At 39.2% G+C, this 16,707-nt stretch carries 13 protein-coding genes, 1 tRNA gene and 1 pseudogene; 5 read left to right on the top strand and 10 right to left on the bottom strand.

What is annotated here, in order from left to right; genetic code table 11:
- Positions 1-43: 43 nt before the first annotated feature.
- The 3 genes and pseudogenes from QT76_RS02225 to QT76_RS02215 form a co-directional block, all read right to left on the bottom strand.
- Positions 44-2,614, bottom strand: coding sequence for an ATP-dependent Clp protease ATP-binding subunit (locus QT76_RS02225; protein WP_033616419.1), 2,571 nt, complete (start codon positions 2,612-2,614; stop codon positions 44-46).
- Positions 2,615-2,686: 72 nt separating this feature from the next.
- Entirely contained in the window at positions 2,687-3,445 is a 759-nt protein-coding gene (locus QT76_RS02220; RefSeq protein ID WP_033616418.1) for a DNA-methyltransferase, read from the bottom strand.
- Positions 3,442-4,137 (bottom strand): annotated as a pseudogene (locus tag QT76_RS02215) (BsaWI family type II restriction enzyme). Before QT76_RS02215 ends, QT76_RS02220 begins: the two are co-directional and overlap by 4 nt.
- A 187-nt stretch (positions 4,138-4,324) precedes the next feature.
- Between QT76_RS02215 and QT76_RS02210 the strand changes: the two are divergent.
- Both QT76_RS02210 and QT76_RS02205 read left to right on the top strand, forming a co-directional pair.
- Positions 4,325-4,939 (top strand): hypothetical protein, encoded by a 615-nt coding sequence (locus tag QT76_RS02210; protein ID WP_033616416.1) that lies wholly within the window; start codon positions 4,325-4,327, stop codon positions 4,937-4,939.
- Positions 4,932-6,104 (top strand): DNA methyltransferase, encoded by a 1,173-nt coding sequence (locus tag QT76_RS02205; RefSeq protein ID WP_080242572.1) that lies wholly within the window; start codon positions 4,932-4,934, stop codon positions 6,102-6,104. Before QT76_RS02210 ends, QT76_RS02205 begins: the two co-directional genes overlap by 8 nt.
- A gap of 18 nt (positions 6,105-6,122) precedes the next feature.
- On the opposite strand, the gene xseA is transcribed toward QT76_RS02205, so the two are convergent.
- The 7 genes from xseA to hopF all read right to left on the bottom strand — a co-directional run bounded on the left by xseA (position 6,123) and on the right by hopF (position 13,746).
- Positions 6,123-7,385: an exodeoxyribonuclease VII large subunit gene (xseA, locus tag QT76_RS02200; RefSeq protein WP_033616414.1), complete on the bottom strand. Its 1,263-nt coding sequence runs from the start codon at positions 7,383-7,385 to the stop codon at positions 6,123-6,125.
- 12 nt (positions 7,386-7,397) lie between these two features.
- Complete coding sequence (rseP, locus tag QT76_RS02195) at positions 7,398-8,453, bottom strand: RIP metalloprotease RseP (protein WP_033616413.1); 1,056 nt, start codon at positions 8,451-8,453, stop codon at positions 7,398-7,400.
- A complete protein-coding gene (locus QT76_RS02190; protein ID WP_033616412.1) occupies positions 8,450-9,121 on the bottom strand; it encodes a MotE family protein in 672 nt (223 codons plus the stop codon). Before QT76_RS02190 ends, rseP begins: the two co-directional genes overlap by 4 nt.
- On the bottom strand, positions 9,114-9,542 hold the full coding sequence (locus QT76_RS02185; protein ID WP_033616411.1) for a flagellar export protein FliJ: 429 nt from the start codon (positions 9,540-9,542) through the stop codon (positions 9,114-9,116). Before QT76_RS02185 ends, QT76_RS02190 begins: the two co-directional genes overlap by 8 nt.
- A complete protein-coding gene (gene purA / locus QT76_RS02180) occupies positions 9,539-10,774 on the bottom strand; it encodes an adenylosuccinate synthase (RefSeq protein ID WP_033616410.1) in 1,236 nt (411 codons plus the stop codon). Before purA ends, QT76_RS02185 begins: the two co-directional genes overlap by 4 nt.
- A gap of 98 nt (positions 10,775-10,872) precedes the next feature.
- Entirely contained in the window at positions 10,873-12,285 is a 1,413-nt protein-coding gene (gene hopG / locus QT76_RS02175; RefSeq protein WP_033616409.1) for a Hop family outer membrane protein HopG, read from the bottom strand.
- 12 nt (positions 12,286-12,297) lie between these two features.
- A complete protein-coding gene (hopF, locus tag QT76_RS02170) occupies positions 12,298-13,746 on the bottom strand; it encodes a Hop family outer membrane protein HopF (RefSeq protein WP_033616408.1) in 1,449 nt (482 codons plus the stop codon).
- A gap of 158 nt (positions 13,747-13,904) precedes the next feature.
- Between hopF and QT76_RS02165 the strand changes: the two genes are divergently transcribed.
- From QT76_RS02165 to nikE, 3 genes are all read left to right on the top strand, one after another.
- A tRNA-Ala gene (locus QT76_RS02165) sits at positions 13,905-13,980 on the top strand.
- Positions 13,981-14,085: 105 nt separating this feature from the next.
- Positions 14,086-15,108, top strand: a complete 1,023-nt coding sequence (locus QT76_RS02160; protein ID WP_195741859.1) for an ABC transporter permease — start codon at positions 14,086-14,088, stop codon at positions 15,106-15,108.
- 9 nt (positions 15,109-15,117) lie between these two features.
- Entirely contained in the window at positions 15,118-16,668 is a 1,551-nt protein-coding gene (gene nikE, locus QT76_RS02155) for a nickel ABC transporter ATP-binding protein NikE (RefSeq protein WP_033616407.1), read from the top strand.
- Positions 16,669-16,707: the final 39 nt, after the last annotated feature.

Raw genomic sequence — 16,707 nt, 5'->3', positions numbered from 1 at the left:
TAATCGTTTCTTATATTTTTTAATTTTTTAGGATAGCAAAACCTCACTTAATCTTAGGCACAATCTCGTTATTTTCTACCACAAATGTCACGCTGTCATTCTCTTTGATTTTATCCTCTAAAATGAGTTCAGCGAGCTTGTCTTCTACCATTTCATAGAGCGCGCGCTTTAGGGGTCTAGCGCCATAAAATCTGTCAAACCCCGCTTCGGCGATCAATTCTTTTGCTTTTTCGTCTAGGGTTATATTAATGCCCCTTTCAAGCGCTTTTTTTTGAATATTTTCAAAGAGTATCCCCACGATATTAATGATAGCATGACTATCTAGAGCGTTAAAGGAGATGATTTCATCTAAGCGGTTTAAAAATTCCGGCTTGAAAAATTGCCTCAAGCTCTCTTTAATCGCTTTTTGTTTGTCGGCTTCACTCAAATTTTCTTCCAAAAGCACGCCGCTAGCCACATTGCTGGTTAAAATCAAAATCGTGTTTTTGAAATCCACCCTCACGCCCTTACTATCGGTTAAATGCCCTTCATCTAAAACCTGCAACAAAAGGTTAAACACATCCGGATGGGCTTTTTCCACTTCATCTAACAGCACCACGCTATAAGGCTTTCTGCGCACCGCTTCGGTTAATTGCCCGCCTTCTTCATAGCCCACATACCCAGGAGCGGCCCCAATAAGACGGCTGATAGCGTGCTTTTCCAAATATTCGCTCATGTCAATTCTTATAAGGTTTTTATCGCTATCAAACAAGAATTGCGCCAAAGCTTTAGCACTCTCGGTTTTACCCACGCCTGTTGGCCCTAAAAAGAGGAAACTCCCTATAGGCTTGTTGCTATCGCTAAGCCCAGCCTTATTCCTTTTAATCGCTTTAGCGATCGCTTTGATCGCTTTTTCTTGCCCCACCACTCTTTTTTGCAATTCGCTTTCAATGTTTAAAACCCTATTTTTTTCGCTTTGGAGCATTTTTTGGACCGGGATATGCGTCCATTGGCTCACGATCTCAGCGATGTTGTTTTCGGTTAAAGCGTTTTGCAACAACGCCCCGTTTTGTTGCATCGCTTCCCATTTGTGCTGCAATTCTTCTTCTTTCTTTTTGTTTTCAGGGATTTTAGAATATTCAATTTCACCCGCTTGCTGGTAATCCCCATTGCGCTTAAACCTCTCAGCCTCTTTTTTCAAGCTTTCCATTTCCATTTTCAAGCGTGAAATTTCTTTAAACACTTCTTTCTCGTTTTCAAATTGCGCTTCTAATTGGATTTTTTCTTCTTTCAAATCGCTCAATTCTTTAAGGATTTCTTGCATGCGTTTGTGGTTGCTCTCTTTTTTTTCCATTTCAAGGGCTTGTTTTTCCATTTCTAGTCTTTGAATGGAACGCTTAACGCTAGAGAGTTTGGCCGGCTCTGATTCCATTTGCATTTTTAATTGAGCCGCCCCCTCATCAATCAAATCAATCGCTTTATCGGGCAAAAACCTATCGGTGATATAACGGCTGGAGAGTTTGGCGCTCGCTATGAGCGCGGAGTCATTAATGGTGATATTATGGTGCGTTTCTAAAGTTTCTTTCAACCCCCTTAAAATCTGTAAAGCTTCATTGATGCTAGGCTCATTGAGTAAAATGGGTTGGAAACGCCTTTGTAGCGCCATGTCTTTTTCAAAATACTTGCGGTATTCTTTTAAAGTGGTCACTCCAATCGTGTGCAATTCCCCCCTAGCGAGCACAGGCTTTAAAATATTAGCCGCATCCATGCCCCCCTCACTAGCCCCAGCCCCTACAATCGTGTGGATTTCATCAATGAATAAAATCACATTCGCGCTTTTTTTAACTTCTTCAATCACCTTTTTCAGGCGCTCTTCAAACTCGCCTCTGTATTTCGCCCCAGCCACCAACAAGCTTAAATCTAAAGCGATGACTCGTTTGTTTAAAAGCGTTTTAGGCACTTCCTTATTCACAATGCGTTGGGCTAACCCTTCCACAACCGCCGTTTTCCCCACTCCAGGCTCACCTAGTAAAATAGGGTTATTTTTTGTTTTTCGTATCAAAATTTGCATCATGCGAATGATTTCCTCATCTCTTCCGATAACCGGATCTAGCTTATTTTCTAGGGCTTTTTGCGTCAAATCAATGCCAAATTTTTCTAAACTTTCCAAATTGGAATCATCGTTTTTATCCTGGATAGTCCTGCCTTTTCTTAAAGATTCTAAAGTTTTTTGCAATTCCTTAGTGTCTAAATAAGGTTTTAAAACGCTTTCAAAAAGGCTCATGTTCGCCAAAAGATACACATCGGTAGCGATGAAAGAATCGCCCCTTTTAGCCATCAAGCCTTGAGCGTTTTCTAAACTTTGGATTAGAGCTTGGTTTAATTGGATATTTTGCTTGCTGATTTGTGAAACTTTAGCGAACTTATGCAACTCGCTTTGAACGCTAAGCTTTAAAGCTTCAATATCCACAGGCATTTTTTGTAAGGCTTGAATGAGGATGCCTTGGGAGTTATTGAGCATGGCAAAAAGCATGTGCAAGGGCGTTACTTCAGCGTTTTTATGGTGTAAAGCTAAAGCGAGCGCGCTGTCTAAAGTCTCATGCAATTGGTCAGTCATTTTTTCAAATAAATTCATTATCAATCCTTTTTGAGTTTTAAAATCTTTACTATTTTACACTATTTTAACCCTCAAAGGTTTTTAAAACGCTCACATTAATGACAAACTCTCCAAAATACGCTTTTTAGACAACTCGCAATATTCTTTTTCAATCTCTAAACCCACGCTAAAACGCCCTAAAGCGTTGGCCTCTAAAATAGTCGTGCCAGATCCGCTAAAAGGATCAAAAATCGTGTCTTCTAAAAAAGAAAACAATTTAATGCAACGCCTGGGTAATTCCCTTGGGAATGGGGCTGGGTGTTTTAAGCGTTTTTTAGACTCTCCGCTAAAACTCCATAGCCCATTCGTGTAGAGCAAAAATTCCTCTTTACTCATCGTAGAAGTTTGTTTTTTTCGTTTGTATTCGTTTTTATAAAAAACAACAATCAACTCCACAGGAGCGATAACATAAGGCGTGCTAGCTTGCAGCCAACTCCCCCAAGCGGTGCGTCTTGAGATATTGCTTTCATTCCAAATAATCGTATTTTGGTATTTCCAACCGCATTCTTTAGCCACTATAGTAATATCTGCCCCCAAACTTTGCTTGCCATGCTTATTCGTATCTAAAGGGACATTCAAGCACAATCTCGCCTGTTCCTTACCCCAAAAATAACAATTTTTAAGCCAATTTTTACACCAATTCAAATAATCATCATAAGCCCTAAAATCATTACTCCCTTGGTATTCAATGCTCAAATTATAGGGCGGTGAAGTAACGCACAAATCATAAAAACCTTTTTCAAAAGTCTCTAAAACGCTCGCATCGCCATGGTATAAATCCAATTTTTCCAAACTGAAATAAGGTTTCATAAAAGCCTCTTTAAATCTTCTAATAAATTTTCTATGCCCTTGATTTTAGGGCTTTGATCAAAATGGCTTTTGGCTAAATAAAGGCCATCTCATTCATGCTCCATGACGATCCTAGCCTTTTTAGGCTTGTCTTTAAAGCTGATTTCATCATCGTTATCCGGTGTTATCATGAAAACTTTAATGTGAGAAGTTATGGGCGATTGTAAAAGTTTTAATTTCCAATAAGGCGTTTCTGTGAAACGCTCTCTAAACGAATTTTTTACCGATAAAATCGCTAGGATTTTGATATTATCCTTGTTGGTTTGATAAAGAATTATATCTCCATCAGGTAAGACGCTATACTCTCCAAAATGCACCAATAAAGCCCGTTTGACCTTATCCAACTCGCCATTAATGCGCTTAGCCCTTAAGATCTTATCGTTCGTCATTTTGACATTGTTTTTAATACAGAAATCTTTTAATAAAAGTTCTATGATTTTTTCTAACGCTCTTCCAACCGCACTGACAAAGCCTTGTCTGGCCAAAATACTAGCCTCTTCCTTGCTTTTATTTCGCTTCATATAATCGCTCATTTTATGGTTTAAAAAGCGTTCTTTTTCTTGCGCGTAAAAAACCTGCAAAAACTTGTAAGGCTCAGGTTGTTCTCTCATAAAATCTTTAAAACGCTCTAAAATAATATCGGCTAAACTCAATCCAAACACCTTAATCCATAGAAATCCATCAAATTATAATACAAAACTTTTTGATAATGGCTCGTGTTTAAAACAAACTTATGATAAATAATGAAATGCAAATTTTAGATATTCTGCTTAAAAGTATTGCTAATGAATCATATATTTTCACTAAAATAATTGAAAGAATTTAATCAAAGGGCTAGATATGCAATTTTTAAATCAGTCTTTAGGATTTTTTAATAAGGGTTGCTTTGAACCTATTGATAGAAACTTCATTACAGAAAGCTATCAAGCACTGAAGCCGATTGAAGAAATTCAAAATAAATACAATAAACATGACAACGATTCATTTTTGAATGAATTGAGAGATAGCATGGTGGCTTTATATTTAGATTATGATCTCATCAATACCCAAAAGCATGGCCTTGATGCCAAAAAAAGTTCAAGCGATGAATTTTTAGAGATCAAGCAAGTATCCTTTCAAAGTAAAACTTGGAGCGCGACTTTTAATGACACCACTTTAGAAAAAGCCAAGGTTTTTTGCGATATTAAAACGACTTTAGCCGTGGGTGTGTGGAATAATATTTCTAATCTTTTATTCATTGTTTATGGGAAGCACCCTGAAATGGGATTGTATTTAGAACAAAAAGTAAAAGAGTGCCATAATGAAAGCAGGCGCTCAACTCAAACGATAGGCATCAGTAAATTAATCAAAGAATTTGGTTTCAAAATGAAACCCATTGATTTAAAAGAACAAGAGCTTATCAATCTTTTTAATCTTAAATTCGGTTATTTTTCTTGGGGAAACTCCCTTGCATAAAGTTTTTATTATGGAAGCTTTGGAGTGTTTGAAAAGGATAGAAAAAGAAAGCGTCCAAACCATCTATATAGACCCCCCTTATAACACCAAGAGTTCTAATTTTGAATATGATGACGCTCATGCTGACTACGAAAAATGGATTAAAGAACATTTGATTTTAGCAAAGGCTGTGTTAAAACAAAGCGGTTGTCTTTTTATTTCTATAGATGATAACAAAATGGCTGAGATCAAAATCATTGCCAATGAAATTTTTGGAGCGTGCAATTTTTTAGGCACTTTTATCACTAAACAAGCCACAAGATCTAACGCCAAACACATTAATATTACCCATGAGTATGTTTTAAGCTACGCCAAAAATAAAGCGTTCGCTCCTGGTTTTAAAATCTTACGAACGCTTTTGCCCATTTATGCTAAAGCATTAAAAGATTTAATGCGAACGATTAAGAATGTTTTCAAACAAAAAGGACAAGCTCAAGCCCAACTTGTCTTAAAAGAACAAATCAAAGAGTTATCCCAAAAAGAACATTTTAATTTTTTAAAAAATTATAATTTAGTGGATGAAAAAGGTGAGATTTATTTCGCTAAAGATCTATCCACGCCTTCAAACCCACGCAGTGTAGCGATACAAGAAATCAATCTTTTTTTAGAACCCTTAAAAAGCAGAGGGTGGAGCAGCGATGAAAAGCTTAAGGATTTATATTATCAAAATAGGCTTATTTTTAAGAACAATCGCCCTTATGAAAAATATTACCTAAAAGAATCGCAAGATAATTGTTTGAGCGTGTTGGATTTTTATAGCCGACAAGGCACGAAAGATTTAGAAAAATTAGGCTTAAAGGGGCTTTTTAAAACACCAAAACCTGTAGGATTGATTAAATATTTATTGTTATGCTCCACCCCCAAAGATTCTATTATTTTAGATTTTTTTGCAGGCAGTGGGACAACAGCGCAAGCGGTTATAGAAGTTAATAAGGATTATTATTTGAATTGGTCTTTTTATTTGTGTCAAAAAGAAGAAAAAATTAAAAATAACCCGCAAGCTGCCAGCATTTTAAAAAACAAGGGGTATAAAAACACGATTTCAGACATCATGCTGTTGCGTTTAGAAAAGATCATCAAAAGCCATGAATACGAAATCTTAAAAACAAAATCTATTGTATTTTAAACATTATTTTTCAAACCCCTACACCCTATCCACGCTCAAAATTTCAGCGCTCGCTCTGGCTTTTTCATTATTTAATTCAATTTTATCGCCCGCTTTTAATGCCTCTAATTCTATCGCTTGATGATTTTTGCTCACAAACGCCCCGAATTGGGGCAGTTTCAAATTGGCGTAAGCGAGTTTGAGGGCGTTTTCTAGCCTGTTTAAGCACTCTGTTTTGGTTTGTAAAAAAGGGTTTGTTAATGTTTGAATAGAGATTTTTTCTAAAAGCGTTTTTTTAAGGCGTAAAAATTCTAGGGTTTTATTTTCTAAAGCGATTGTTAATTTCTCTAGTTTTAAGGTGTTTAAATGGTGCTTGTTTTCAAAACTCAATCGTTTTAAAGAAGCCGCTAAATGCTCTAAATGCGCCTTTTTTTGATGGAGCAAAGTTTTAAAAGAGCGGCGCAATTTCACATTAAACCCATCAAGTCTTTGCAACCATTCATCGCTATTAGGGAGCAAAATCTCCATCGCGTTTGAAGGCGTAGAAGCCCTTAAATCCGCCACCAAATCGCTCAATAAAAAATCGCTCTCATGCCCAATAGCTGACATGCTGAAAGTTCTAGCGAAATGCAATGCGTCAGCGATTTTTTCATCATTGAAAGAATACAAATCCTCCATGCTCCCCCCACCCCTAGCCATTACAATCGCATCAAAAGCGTTTTTTGTGTCATGAAAACTATCCGCATAAGCGATGCTTTCCACCACGCTTTGAACGCACCCCTCCCCTTGCATTAAAGTGTTGATACAAACCAATTCGCACATCGGCCATCGTTTGGAAGCGATCTTTTGCATGTCTGCCCAAGCGGCTGAATTTTGAGAAGTGATGACTGCCACTCGTTTAGGAAAATGCGGTTTGGGTAATTTATTTTCTTTATCAAAATAGCCTTTAAGGCGTAATTTTTCTTTCAATTGCTCTAAAGCTAAAGTTAATGAACCTATCTCTTTAGGCTCTATTTCAAAGCAATTGATTTGATAATCCCCCCTTGGAACATACACGCTAATGCCCCCAAAAACAACCACTTCCTGCCCTTCTTTTAAAGCGAATTTGAGCCTGTTAGCGTTCCCTTTAAACAGCACGCATTTAATAACCGACTGGCTGTCTTTGAGCGAAAAATACGCATGGCCGCTCACCTTGTGGATAGTCAAATTACTCACTTCCCCTTGAACCCTAACTTGCAAAAAAGTCGCTTCTAAAAGGGCTTTGATTTGTGCATTGATTTCGCTCACGCTCAATACATCCACCAACTCCCCCTTTTATAACAAACGAGTGATGTCATTGAAAAGCCCTAAAAACATGATAAAAACCAAAAACCCCACTCCCACTAGCCACAACGCATTTTGTATGGGTGTTGGCAAAGCGATATGAAAAATATTTTTAAAAACGACCCCTAGCATTTGCGCCCCATCTAAAGCGGGGATGGGTAGTAAATTTAAAATCCCTAAATTGATAGACAAAAACGCCCCAAACAACAAAAGCATGCTCACGCTATTGGCATGGCTTAACGCTCCCACAATGCCTATTACCCCGCTCAATTCCTTAACTGAAGCGCTCCCTGTAATCAAACGCCTTAAAGAATCCACAATCAAAACAACGCTCTCTTCAAACCGACTCAAGGCCTGCTTGAACGCCTGAATTAAGGAATAAGAGACAACGCCCATTTTTTGCATGTCCGGCTTAATGCCTATCGCTTTGTATTGGATGATTTCATTAGGATCATTAGATTCGCTTATCACCGCCACGATTTTAGGAGTTAGTCGTTTTTCTAAAATCTGATGGTTTCGCTCTATTTCTAAAACCAACTCGCCTCTAGCACGCGCCACTATGCCTCTAATCTCTCCAAAACTCGCTATTTTTTTGTGGTTGATAGAAAGGATTTTATCCCCCTTTAACAGCCCAGCTTCTAACGCGTTTTTTTCTAAACCGCCAATGACGGGCAGTAAGACTTTTTCCCCGCTCAATGCCAGAAAAAAATACACTAAAATCGCAAAAAGAAAATTGAAAAACGCCCCCCCAAATAGTATCCATAGCTTTTGGAAAGGGCTTTTTTGCGCGTAGCTATCATTTGCTTGATGAGTTTTATTTTCTTCATTTTCTTCTTTATCCATGCCCTTTAATTTCACATAGCCCCCAAGCGGGATTAAAGACAAAGCGAATTGCGTGCCAAAAAGCTTAAAAAAACAGAGTTTTTTACCAAAACCAATGCTAAACACTTCCACTTTCACCCCACAAATCCTAGCGATCGTGAAATGCCCTAATTCATGGACAAAGATTAAAAACGCCAGCATTAAAACCGCTACAATGAACATCATACCCCTAAAGGCTCTTTGGTGTTAGGATCTTTTATCATCGGCTCTTTTAAAGGCGTGGGCACTATAGGGGGCACGGATGCTGGTGTAGGCTCTGTGGTTTTTTGGTTTTCTTTATTTTCTTTTGGGGGTTTCTGCCACAACTCTGTCAAAGCCGCCGCTTTTTTAGGATCCATTTTGGCTAAAATTTTACCGAGTTCTTGGGGTTTTAGCGCCATTAAAATTTCTAAGGCGTTTTGAGTGGGTAAATTTTCTAAAATCAAGGCGGACTTAGAATCTTTCATTTTAGAATAAGTCTCGCCAATCTTGCTGTCTTTAGCCTGCTTGATTTCTCTCAAAATGCCTTCGTTTTCTTCTATCAAATTTTTAAGGCGTTTTTTTTCTTCAGCTTGTAAGGTTTTAAAGGCTTCTTCTTTAGCGGCTAAATTTTTCAGTTTTTCTTCCACTTCTTTTTCTTTTTGGTTCAACAAATCGGTTTTTTCATCTAAAAGGCGGGCGTTTTCGGTTTGCAAGATCCTTAAAGACTGCTCTTTTTCGCTCAATCGGCGCAAATCGTCTTTCAATTCGGCTTTTTTAGATTCAAAAATCGCAGAGCATTGCAACAATTCTTGCGCGGCTTCTTCGCTAAAAAGCGCTTGTAAAATCAAGCCCATTAACAAGATTTTACGCATGCAAGCCCTCTTTTTGCCAGTGTAAAATCATGGCGTTTTCATCCAAAAGGACCTGCTCTTTTTTTTCCAAAATTTCCTTTTCTTTTTGCTTTTCGTTTTCTAAAATGATTTTAGCTTTTTCTAACTCTTGGTTAGCTAAAAGGTAATCTTTTTCTAAAACTTTTAAATCCTTATTTAAATTCTCGCCCTCTTGTTGGTAATATTCTATCTCCATTCTTAGAGCGCTTTTTAATTGCTGGGTTTGTAAAAAAAGGCTCATTCCCCCCAATTCAGGGTTTTTAAACGCACTTAGTTGGGCTTGTTTGTCCAAAACTTCTCGCTCGTTTTGTCGCAATTCTAAACGCTTGCTTTCAAGCTTTCGCTCTATTTTTTCTAACGCAAGGGTTTTTAATTGCACCAACACAGAAGCGAATTTTTTCATAGAAAAATTGTGTCTTCTCTTTCAGGGCTTGTAGAAATAAGGCCAATTTTCACCCCCACTTCTTTTTCAATAAAACGGATATACTCTCTAGCGTTTGGCTCTAAATTCTCTAATTTTCTCACGCCCACGCTTTTTTCCCAGCCTTTAAAAGTTTGATAGATCGGCACGCAATCTTTCAAATCGCTAGGGAAAGCCTCTAATCTTTCGCCCTTTCTTTCATAAGCCACGCACACCTTAATCGCATCAATCCCATCCAAAACATCTAATTTCATTAAAGCTAACTGCGTGCAACCATTCAAAGCGCAAGCGTATTTTAAAGCCACCAAATCCAGCCACCCGCAACGCCTTGGGCGCTTGGTTGTCGTGCCAAACTCCGCGCCCTTAGTCCTTAAATGATCGCCCATGGGTGTAGTGTCTTCGCTAGGGAAAGGCCCATTACCCACACGAGTAGAATACGCTTTTGTGATGCCTATCACTTCATTGATCGCTTTAGGGTTTAAGCCGGTGCTCACGCATGCACTAGCGCTCGTGGTGTTAGAGCTTGTTACAAAAGGGTAAGTCCCTAAATCAATGTCTAAAAGCGTGCCTTGCGCCCCTTCTAATAGGATTTTTTCACCCTTTTGGTTCGCTTCTATCAGCATGCTTGTCGTGTCTTTGATAAAGGGGCAAATTTTTTTAGCATAAGTTTTAAAATACTCCCTCAAATCTTTTTCGTAATCCTCGCCCAAATCATACGCTTCTTTAAAAGGCTCAATGGCTTTGAAATGAGCGTTTAGCTTTTCTTCTAAGATTTTATCGTCTAATAAATCCCCCATTCTTATCCCGCTCCTGGCCATTTTATCCTCATAACAAGGGCCTATGCCTTTTTTAGTCGTGCCGATGTTTTGAGATTTTTCTTTAAAAGCGTCTTTTTTGGCATGATAAGGCAAGATCACATGGGCTCTGTCGCTGATAAACAAACGATTTTCTAAATCTTCAAACGCGCTGATTTCTTCGCACAAATCCTTAACGCTCACGACCACCGCGCTAGAAATGATGTTCTTGCATTTGGGGTATAAAACCCCTGAGGGCATTAAATGCAAAGAATGCTTAACCCCCTTATGCACAATGGTATGCCCGGCATTATGCCCGCCTTGATAGCGCACCACAAAGTCATAATCTTTAGCGATCCTATCAACAATTTTTCCTTTCCCCTCATCTCCCCACTGGATCCCCACAACGACATCTGCCATAAAATATTATCCTTAAAACAAAGTAGATTGGATTGTTTAAAAGCTTGTTAGAATACCAAAAAAAAGTAAAGAGCCTCTTTATAAGCCCTAAAAAGAGCTTAAAAACCTATCGTGTAATTGATATAGAACGCATACAAACGCCTGTAATCCACATCAGCCCCATTGGCCCTCAAATACCTTTGATTGATAGCCGGGATTTTCACGCCAAATTCCATACCATGCTGAATGCTTTGAGACGCGCTCAAAAACCGGCGGTGCATGGTGCTGGCAAAATGAGCCCTTAAGCCCAAATTAAACAAAAATTGGAAATTCGTGGGAGTGGGGTATTCTTTAAACGAGTTTTCAATTTGGCCTCTTAAAGAGCTATCCCAAGTGTTACCCGCTATTTGAATGCCCCCAAACACCCCCACATTCAAGGACTGATCGCTAAAAACCCTTCTAAAGATATTCCATAAAAAGTCCGTGCCAGCGCCATAAGTAAAGATATTCGCCTTAACAGCACTGCTAAGACTGCCCAATTGCGTAAAGCCGTAATCAAAGAAAGCGTAATACCGTAAACCTATATTCCTCTTGCTCCCAAAAAATTGCTTATAGCCCACTTGAATGCCAAAGCCATTAATAACCCCATGCTGAGAGCTTGTGCCTGGCCCAAATTGGGGTAGGTATGGCTCATCGTAATTCTTTAGCATCCCTCCTAGCTGTTTTAAATTCTCTTGGTAAGTAGCGATTCGATCCGAAATGGTTTTCACATCCTTTTGGAGCATGGCTCCTGCACCACCGCTCTTATTCAAGCTTTCTGCGATCTGGCTTAGCTTTGCTGAAGAAGTGTCATTAAAAAGCTGCATTTGAGCTAAAAGCCCTTTTAAAAACACCGAATTACTATCTAAATTCACCCTCGTGAGCGCGTTTAAAAGCGCCACACTCTCCGTGGCTAAGAGACTGAATTCACTTTGAGAACCATAGAGAACTTTTATAATCCCTACATATTCAGGAACGACTCCATTATTGCTGCCATTATTACTATTATTAACCAAGTTATACAACACATTACTCAAATACACTTGCAAGGCTTGAGCGCTATAAGCGTTTTTATCCACTTCAAAGCGTTGCTCAATTTGGGGGAGTATTTTTTTAAATTGGGTTAATTCTGCGTTGTTGTTATCAATAGTTTTATTAGTATTAACAATTTGATTGCCTATCCCTAAAAGAGCGTCCATGGTTGTGTTTGTCGCTAAGGTTAAAAGCCCATTACTCCCTGCCATGCCCACGCCCACTTGACGGAAATCATCAATGACATTATTCCTTAGAGTGCTGCCTTTGTTATTGATGTTTTGTTGCGCGCCGCCGATTTGATAGCCCACTCCCATATAAAAGCCATCGTCTTCAGCTAACGCCATGCTTAAAGGAAGGCTAAAAAGCAGAGCGGTTTTCAAAAGCCCCTTTTTGAGCGCGTGGTATTGACCTTTTTTCATTCTTGTATTCTTTATCTCTTTTGTATTGGTGTTTTTCATCAAGAGCCTTCCTTAAAAACCGACTGAATAGCCCACATAGAAGCTAAAATTCCTCATGTAGCTCGCGCTTGAGCCTTGGGTTGCAAAATATTTATGAGCGATAACAGGGATTTTCACCCCAAATTCTATCCCTTGGTCCAGCCTGTGCTTATTGAAATTGGTTTTTGCAAAGTTGGTGCGCACACCCAAATCAAACAAGAATTGGAACGAACTGGACTTGACATCAGGCCTTTGCCCGCTCAATAAGTTCGTTACATTCGTGCTCCAAGTTTGCCCTGCAATTTGAGCCCCAAAGAAAAGGCCTATTGTAGTCCTTTCCCTCCTTCTAGAGCGTTCATACACATTGTATAAAAAATCCGTCCCTACCCCATAAGTAACAAGATTTGCCCCCACTTTCAAATTCGTATCGCCAAAATTCGCATAGCCATAATCCAAAAACCCATAATACCTTAAGCCAATATTTTTCTTATGGGTGAAGAATTGCTTATAGCCCATTTTAGCCCCAAAGCCATTCATGCTCGCTGACTGGTAGTCTTTGAGTGAAAAGAGGTTAGGGATATAAGAAATCTTATAAAGAGAACTAGCCGAAGATTCAAACTGACCCAAACTCGCGTTAATAATGTTTATGACTCTATCTAGCCCTTTCCTATAGATAAGCTGACTCCCAGTAAAACAAGGCGATGCACTGCTACAAATATTTTTTTCAATAAAACTCCCTAACCCCAAAGTCTCACGATCCAAAGAAATCCCGCTCTTAATCAAAGCGTTGAGCTCGCTCACCGTAGAATTAGCCCCTATCAAGCCCGTTTGCGAAGAAAAATTTTGCATGCCTGTAGCAATATCGCCCACACTCACGCCATTATACGCTCCATTAGTCCCGCCCGCGCCTAAAAGCATGACTTTCATGATGTTTTCGTATAGCTGTCCGTTATTGTTTTGTTGGATTTTGCTCAAATCCACTTGCCCTAAAGCTAAAACGATGTTTTGAGCCACTAAGAGCATGCTATCAGTGATACCGATTTGTTCTTTCCCCACATCCACCACCAAAGGCTTAATGACACCCTGATTAGCGTATTGTTGGGATAGATCTAATAGTTTTCCTAAAATCCCTAGAGATTCTTCTAAATTGACTAAAGCTTGGTTTGATGGTCCGTTTGGTTGCGATGGTTGCACTTGTGAGCTGTTTTTCACGCTTTCACTCAAAAGAATTTTTGTTTTATTCCCTAAAATATCCAAATAATAAGATAAGGGAATGGCAGAAGTTTGCAACCTCACGGCCCCATCTCTGATCAACTGCTTTAATTCTTGCGCTTGGGTGAAGCCTGGATTTTTCAATTCCTGTCTGGCCAAACTCGTCTGATAATCTATGACAAAAAACGCCCCATCTTCTTCAGCCCTGCACAAAGACATGCTCGCCAGTAAGGAAAGAGCGATCGTTTTTTTAAAGGAGTGGTTTTTCAAAAATATCCTTTTTGCTTTGATAAGTGATTTTACTTAATCCATAAAAGAAACTTTCTAATTTTAAGATAATCATTCTTAATTTGCTATTAAGTGTTTCAAAAAAGCATCAAATTGACATCTTTTAAGCAAAATGTTATAATGCTCGCTTAATTTTATTTGGGGTGTTAGCTCAGTTGGGAGAGCACAACGCTGGCAGCGTTGAGGTCAGGGGTTCGAACCCCCTACACTCCACCATCATTTATTACGCTTATCTTCTTTCTTTATGGATCAAACCCATTTTCTTGCTAGTATTACCCATAATTAATTATAATCTTAGGAATTGTTTTTCATCAAGGGAGTTTGAGCGTGAGCAGTTTGTTTAAAATGCGTATTTTTAGTTTTAAAAAGAATAAGCGGGCGGTGTTTTCACTCTATCTTTTTATCGCTTTATTAGCGCTTTCTCTTTTAGCCCCCTTATGGGTGAATGATCGCCCCTTATTCATCTATAAAGACAATAAAGCGTATTTCCCCATGTTTAAAAACTATGCGGAAGTGGAGTTTGGAGGCGATTTTTTCACCCCTACGGACTATAACGATCCTTATGTGCAAAACACGCTTTTAAAAGACGCTTTCATCATCCATGCACTCATCCCTTATAGCTACGATACGATCATTATGGATTTAGACTCGCCTGCCCCTAACCCTCCAAGTTTCAAACACCTTTTAGGCACAGACGATCAAGCTAGAGATGTGTTAGCCAGACTGGTTTATGGCTATCGGGTTTCGTTAGTGTTTGGGATTTTACTCACCCTTTTTAGCGTTCTTATTGGCGTGAGTTTGGGAGCGTTTCAAGGGTATTATGGAGGGTTAGTGGATTTATTGGGGCAAAGGTTGAGCGAGATTTGGAGCGCGATTCCTATGCTTTTTTTACTCATTGTGATTTCTAGCGCGTTCAATTCTAATTTTTGGATCATTTTATTTTTAGTCTTACTCTTTAGCTGGATGGGGCTTTCTCAAGTCGTGCGCACGGAGTTTTTAAAAGCAAGGAATATGGACTACACCAAAGCCGCTAGAGTGCTTGGGGTGAATGATTTAAAAATCATTTTCTACCATGTGTTACCCAACGCTTTAGTAGCGACGATCACTTATGTGCCGTTTTTAATGGCGGCTAGTATTTCTACTTTAGTGTCTTTGGATTTCTTAGGTTTTGGCATGCCCATAGGGAGCGCGAGTTTGGGCGAATTGGTCAATCAAGGCAAGGATAATCTCACTACGCCCCATTTAGCCATCGTTGCGTTTGTAGCCATTAGCTTGTTGCTTTCTGTTTTGGTGTTCATTGGCGAAGGGGTGCGCGATGCTTTCAACGCTAACATGCTCAAATAAGGGGGTTACATGCTAGAAATCAAAAACTTGAACTGCGTTTTAAACGCGCATTTTTCGCTCCAAAACATCAATATTTCGTTAAATCCTAGCGAAAGGGTGGCGATCGTGGGCGAGAGCGGGAGTGGGAAAAGCTCTATCGCTAATCTTATCATGCGTTTAAACCCTAGATTCAAGCCTCATAATGGCGAAGTGCTGTTTGAAACAACCAACCTTTTAAAAGAAAGCGAAGAATTTATGCAGCATTTAAGGGGGAATATTATCGCTTACATCGCTCAAGACCCCCTATCCAGCCTAAACCCCTTGCATAAAATCGGCAAGCAAATGAGTGAAGCCTATTTTTTACACCATAAAAACGCTTCTCAAACGCTCCTTAAAGAAAAAGTTTTAAACGCCATGAAACAAGTTCAATTAGACGAAAAATTTTTGGATCGTTACCCTTATGAGTTGAGCGGAGGGCAGCGCCAAAGGGTGTGTATCGCTATGGGCATTATTAACGCACCCAAACTGCTCATTTGCGATGAGCCTACCACCGCGCTAGATGCGCAAATCCAAAACCAGATTTTAGACTTGCTCAAGCAATTGAGCGCGGAAAAAAACATCGCCCTTTTATTCATTAGCCATGATTTAAAAGCGGTCAAACGCTTGGCTGATAGGGTTTATGTGCTAAAAAAAGGCGAGATAGTAGAAACCAATTTGACTAAAGATCTTTTTAATGACCCTAAGCACGAATATTCAAAACTCTTGATTCAGGCTTCAAACTTGCCCGCTAAAAATTTAAAAGCGCTAGATGAAACGCTTTTAGAGGTGAAAGATTTTAGCGTTTATTACTTGCAAAAACGCTTTTTTAGGCCTTCTTTAAAAAAACCCCTTATCGCATCAGTCAATTTTTCCCTCAAAGCCAAAGAAAACATCGGCATCATTGGCGAAAGCGGGAGCGGGAAAAGCTCTCTAGCGTTGGGGCTTTTAAAACTCGCTTTAAACAGTGGGGAAGAAAAGATTTTAGGCCAAAGCGTGGGGCTTTTAAGTTCTAAGGCGTTCAAACCCTACCGCAAGATCTTGCAAATGGTGTTTCAAGACCCTTACGCTTCATTAAACCCTCGCTTAAGCATTCAAAGCATTTTAACAGAAGCTTTACGCTTTGCTTACCCTAAAGCTTCCAAAGAAGAATGGCACCATCTCGCAAAACTTTGTTTAGAAGAAGTGTGTTTAAACTCTGAATTGCTTAACTTTTACGCTTATGAGCTCAGTGGAGGGGAACGCCAAAGAGTAGCGATCGCTAGAGCGATTGCCTTAAAACCTAAAATCATTCTTTTAGATGAGCCCACTTCTGCTTTAGATAAAAGCATTCAAAAAAGCGTGTTGGAATTGTTGTTGAATTTACAAGAAAAGCAGGATTTGAGCTATTTGTTTATCAGCCATGATTTAGATGTGATTAAAGCGTTTTGCGATAAGGTGTTAGTGATAAGTGAGGGGAAAGTCGTAGAAACAGGCGCTATTGAAGAGGTGTTTGACAACCCTAAGCACGCTTATACGAAGCGTTTGCTAGAATCTAGGCTTTAAAGCTTTATTTAAAAATTCATGCTTTTAGCATTTTCAATC

Origin of the sequence: Helicobacter pylori SA37A (assembly GCF_000476015.1) — a bacterium.
GTDB lineage: Bacteria > Campylobacterota > Campylobacteria > Campylobacterales > Helicobacteraceae > Helicobacter > Helicobacter pylori_DB.
The sequence above is the reverse complement of the archived record's forward strand: the minus strand, read 5'-3'. Positions and strand labels throughout refer to the sequence as shown.